Origin of the sequence: Blastomonas sp., from assembly GCF_041747255.1 — a bacterium.
In the GTDB taxonomy this organism is placed as follows: Bacteria; Pseudomonadota; Alphaproteobacteria; order Sphingomonadales; family Sphingomonadaceae; genus Blastomonas.
Window position 1 is genome coordinate 1 of the sequence record NZ_JBGTFM010000346.1, and the last position, 3,704, is coordinate 3,704.

Genomic DNA, 3,704 nt, shown 5'->3' on the forward strand with positions numbered 1-3,704 from the left:
GCGAGCGCGGCCAACGCCGCTGTCAGCCAGCCGAACGTCGGGCGCGCGATCATAGCGCGGGCGCGGCCTCGTATTGCTCGATCACCCATTCCTCGTCTTCGGCGGCGGTGACCCATTGCTGCACCCATTCCTGTTCCCACAGCGTCTGCATATAGGCCTGCGCGAAGCCGGGCACGCCGATGCCGTAGGTGACGAAACGGCTCACCACCGGCGCGTAGAAAATGTCCGCCGCGCCGAAGGTGCCGAACAGGAACGGTCCGCCCTGCCCGAAGCGCGCGCGCGCCTCGGCCCACAATTGCAGGATGCGCACGATATCGCCCTTGCACTCGTCCGAAATGCGCGCGCCCTCGAAGCGCTTGCGGATATTCATCGGGCACTCGCCGCGCAGCGCCTGGAACGAGGAATGCATTTCCGCCACCGCCGAACGTGCCATGCCGCGCGCCGCGTCGTCCTTGGGCCAGAACCGCTCGCGGCCGACCTTGTCGCCGAGATATTCGAGGATCGCGAGGCTGTCCCACACCACTACCTCGTCGTCCCACAGTATCGGGACCTTGCCGCTCGGCATGATGTCGTCCGATTCGCGCCGCTGCGCCTGCCAGTCGTCGCTGCCGATATTGACGATCAGCTCCTCGACATGGAGCCCCGACTGCTTCGCCGCGAGCCAGGCGCGCAGCGACCAGCTCGAATAGTTCTTGTTGCCGATGTAAAGTTTCATGCCTGCCCCATTTAATGTCCTAGCGTCGTATGCTCTCCGGCGAAAGCCGGAGCCCAGGAGTCAGATTGCACCGTCGCAACCCTGGATTCCGGCTTTCGCCGGAAAACGAGCAACGTTGTGCCCTAGCCCATCCGCATGGTGAACGCTTATGTATTCACGCTATCCAGCACGAAACCGCGCAGCTCATCAATGCCCATGCGTTTTTCCGATGAGGTGACGATTACATCCGGGAACGCTGCCGCATGCTTGCGTGCTTCGATGCGGGTGGCGTCGGCGACGGCTTCAAGCTCACTCGCCTTGATCTTGTCGGCCTTGGTCAGCACCAGACGGTAGCTGACGGCGGCCTCGTCGAGCATCTTGAGCACATCAAGATCAACCGGCTTGATGCCATGACGGCTGTCGATCAGCACAAGGGTGCGTTTGAGCACCTGCCGCCCGCGCAGATAATCGTTGATCAGGAAGCGCCATTTCTTGACGACATCCTTGGGGGCCTTGGCAAAGCCATATCCGGGCATATCGACGACGCGAAACACCGCCGGATCGCCGACCTCAAAGAAGTTCAGCTCCTGCGTACGCCCCGGCGTGACCGACGTGCGCGCAATCGCGCGTCGCCCGACGAGCGCGTTGAGCAGCGAGGATTTGCCGACATTCGACCGCCCTGCAAAAGCGATTTCAGGCACCGTCGGCGCGGGCAGAAATTCCAGCGCCGGGGCAGATTTGAGGAAAGTCACCGATCCCGAAAACAGCCGGTTGGCCTCGGCCAGATAGGCGCTGGCGGGTTCATCCATGCGACAACATCCTGTTCTCCGGCGAACGCCGGAGTCCAGAGCGGCTGGGCGCAATCTCGCCCTGGACTCCGGCTTCCGCCGGAAAACAGCCTATAGCTAAGGCTATACTCACGCCTTGCCCTTTTCGGCCTTGGCGGCCTTGTCTGCCGCCTCTTGTGCGGCCAGCTCCTTGAGCTGCGGGTGGCGGCTGTAGAGCCATTTCTGCTGCGCGATGGTCAGAATGTTCGACATCGCCCAGTACAGCTGAAGCCCGGCCGCAAACGGCGCCATCACGAACATCAGCACCCAGGGCATGATCGAGAACACCTGCTGCTGCACCGGGTCCATCGGCGCGGGATTGAGCTTGAATTGCAGCCACATCGTGACGCCCAGAATAATCGGCAGAATGCCGATGGCGATCATGCTTGGCGGATCGAAGGGCAACAGGCCGAACAGGTTTAGCGGGGTCATCGGGTCGGGCGCGGACAGATCCTTGATCCACAGCGCAAACGGCTGATGCCGCATTTCAATCGCAAGCAGCAGCACCTTGTAGAGCGCGAAGAAAATCGGGATCTGCAGGAACATCGGCAGGCACCCGGCGAGCGGATTGACCTTTTCCTTTTTGTACAGCTCCATCATCTCGGTCTGCAGCTTGGGCTTGTCGTCCTTGTAGCGTTCCTGCAGCGCCTTCATCTTGGGCTGCACCGCGCGCATTTGCGCCATCGATGCGAACTGGCGCTGGGCAATCGGGAACATCAGGCCGCGGATGATGATGGTCATCAGGATGATGGCGACACCGAAATTGCCGACCTGCGCAAACAGCCAGTTGAGCAGCTTGAAAATCGGCTTTTCAAACCAGATGAACCAGCCCCAGTCGACCGCGCGGTCGAGCAGCGGGATGTTCTTGTTGTCGACATAATCGTCGAGAAGTTCGGTTTCCTTGGCGCCGGCAAACAGCATCGCGGTGGTGGTCAGCGCCTCGCCCGGCGCGACAACCTTGTTTTCGTAAACCAGTTCGGTCTGGAACAGCTTGTTGCCAAGGCTGCGGAAATTGCCCGCCATCTGGCCCTTGCTGCCAGGCGCAGGGATCAGCGCCGACAACCAATAATGGTCAGTAAAGCCCAGCCAGCCGATCTTGCCGCCAAATTCAGAGAGCTTCTTGGGGTCTTCCTCAAGGTCGTCGTAATGCACGTCAAAATTCGCAGCGTCATCGAACACGCCGATGGGGCCGTTGCGCACCGTCCAGCTGGTCGGGTCAGCATTGGCGCTGGTGCGGTTGATCAGGCCCAGCGGGCGAACCGCAACTTGCGCGGCAGAGGCATTGGTGAAGCGCTGGGTGGCGGTGATCAGGTAGTTTTCATCAATCGCAAAACGGATGTCGAACCGTTGCCCCGCCGGGTTGATCCAGCTGAGCATCACCGGGCTGTTGAGGCCCAGCTTGGCGTCATTGGTGGTCCAGACGGTCTGGCTGGTGGGGGTGACAACGCCCTCGCCGATCCAGCCGAATTGCGCGAAATACTGGTCGGCGGTGCCGGCGGGAGAGAACAGGTGGACCTGGTCGCTGTCCTCGCGCAGTTCCTCGCGATAATCTTTCAACACCAGATCATCGAGCCGCGCGCCGGTGAGGTTGATCGAGCCGCCGACACGCGGCGCATCAATGGGGATGCGCGTGCTTTCGGCGAGCACAACGGTGCGATTGCGGATGACCTTTGAGGCAGCAGCGGTGTCTGGCACCGACGCGTCATTGTCCAGCCCGGGGCGCGGCGCGGAAATCGCGTTGTCCAACGTTGCGGGGCGCGCCGGATAGAATACTTCCAGCGCGTAGGGCCATCCGAACAGAACCACGGCCATCAATGTGATGGCCAGGATGACGTTACGCTGATTCTCCACGCTTCAAACCTCGTTTCGGTAAAGTCTGCCAACCCGTGCTGTGCACATCAGGGCACCGGATCATGGCCGTGCCCGCCCCATGGGTGACAGCGCAATAGCCGCTTCATCGTCAGCCAGCCACCCTTAATCGCACCATGGCGAGTCAGCGCCTGAATGGCGTATTCGGAGCACGACGGGACATAGCGGCAGGTGGGCGGCAGGATGCGCGATGGCCCCAGTTGCCAACCACGCGCGATCCAGATCAAAATGTGCCGCATGGTGTCAACGCCGCCGGGGCTTGCCGCGCGGCGGGCGGCGGTCAGCCGACGCCTTGCCATCGCGCACCCGGTTCA

General features: G+C 61.8%; 4 protein-coding genes. All 4 read right to left on the bottom strand.

Annotated features, from left to right (window positions below; all coding sequences use genetic code 11):
• Nucleotides 1-49: 49 nt before the first annotated feature.
• Nucleotides 50-715: a glutathione S-transferase family protein gene (locus ACEW8G_RS11855; RefSeq protein ID WP_373488626.1), complete on the bottom strand. Its 666-nt coding sequence runs from the start codon at nt 713-715 to the stop codon at nt 50-52.
• Nucleotides 716-861: 146 nt separating this feature from the next.
• Nucleotides 862-1,503, bottom strand: coding sequence for a ribosome biogenesis GTP-binding protein YihA/YsxC (yihA, locus tag ACEW8G_RS11860; protein ID WP_373488627.1), 642 nt, complete (start codon nt 1,501-1,503; stop codon nt 862-864).
• A gap of 108 nt (nt 1,504-1,611) precedes the next feature.
• Nucleotides 1,612-3,372 carry a membrane protein insertase YidC gene (yidC, locus tag ACEW8G_RS11865; RefSeq protein WP_373488628.1) on the bottom strand — a complete coding sequence of 587 codons (1,761 nt, stop codon included), beginning with the start codon at nt 3,370-3,372 and terminating at the stop codon, nt 1,612-1,614.
• Nucleotides 3,373-3,419: 47 nt separating this feature from the next.
• A complete protein-coding gene (yidD, locus tag ACEW8G_RS11870) occupies nt 3,420-3,629 on the bottom strand; it encodes a membrane protein insertion efficiency factor YidD (RefSeq protein ID WP_373488629.1) in 210 nt (69 codons plus the stop codon).
• Between the last annotated feature and the right edge of the window lie 75 nt (nt 3,630-3,704).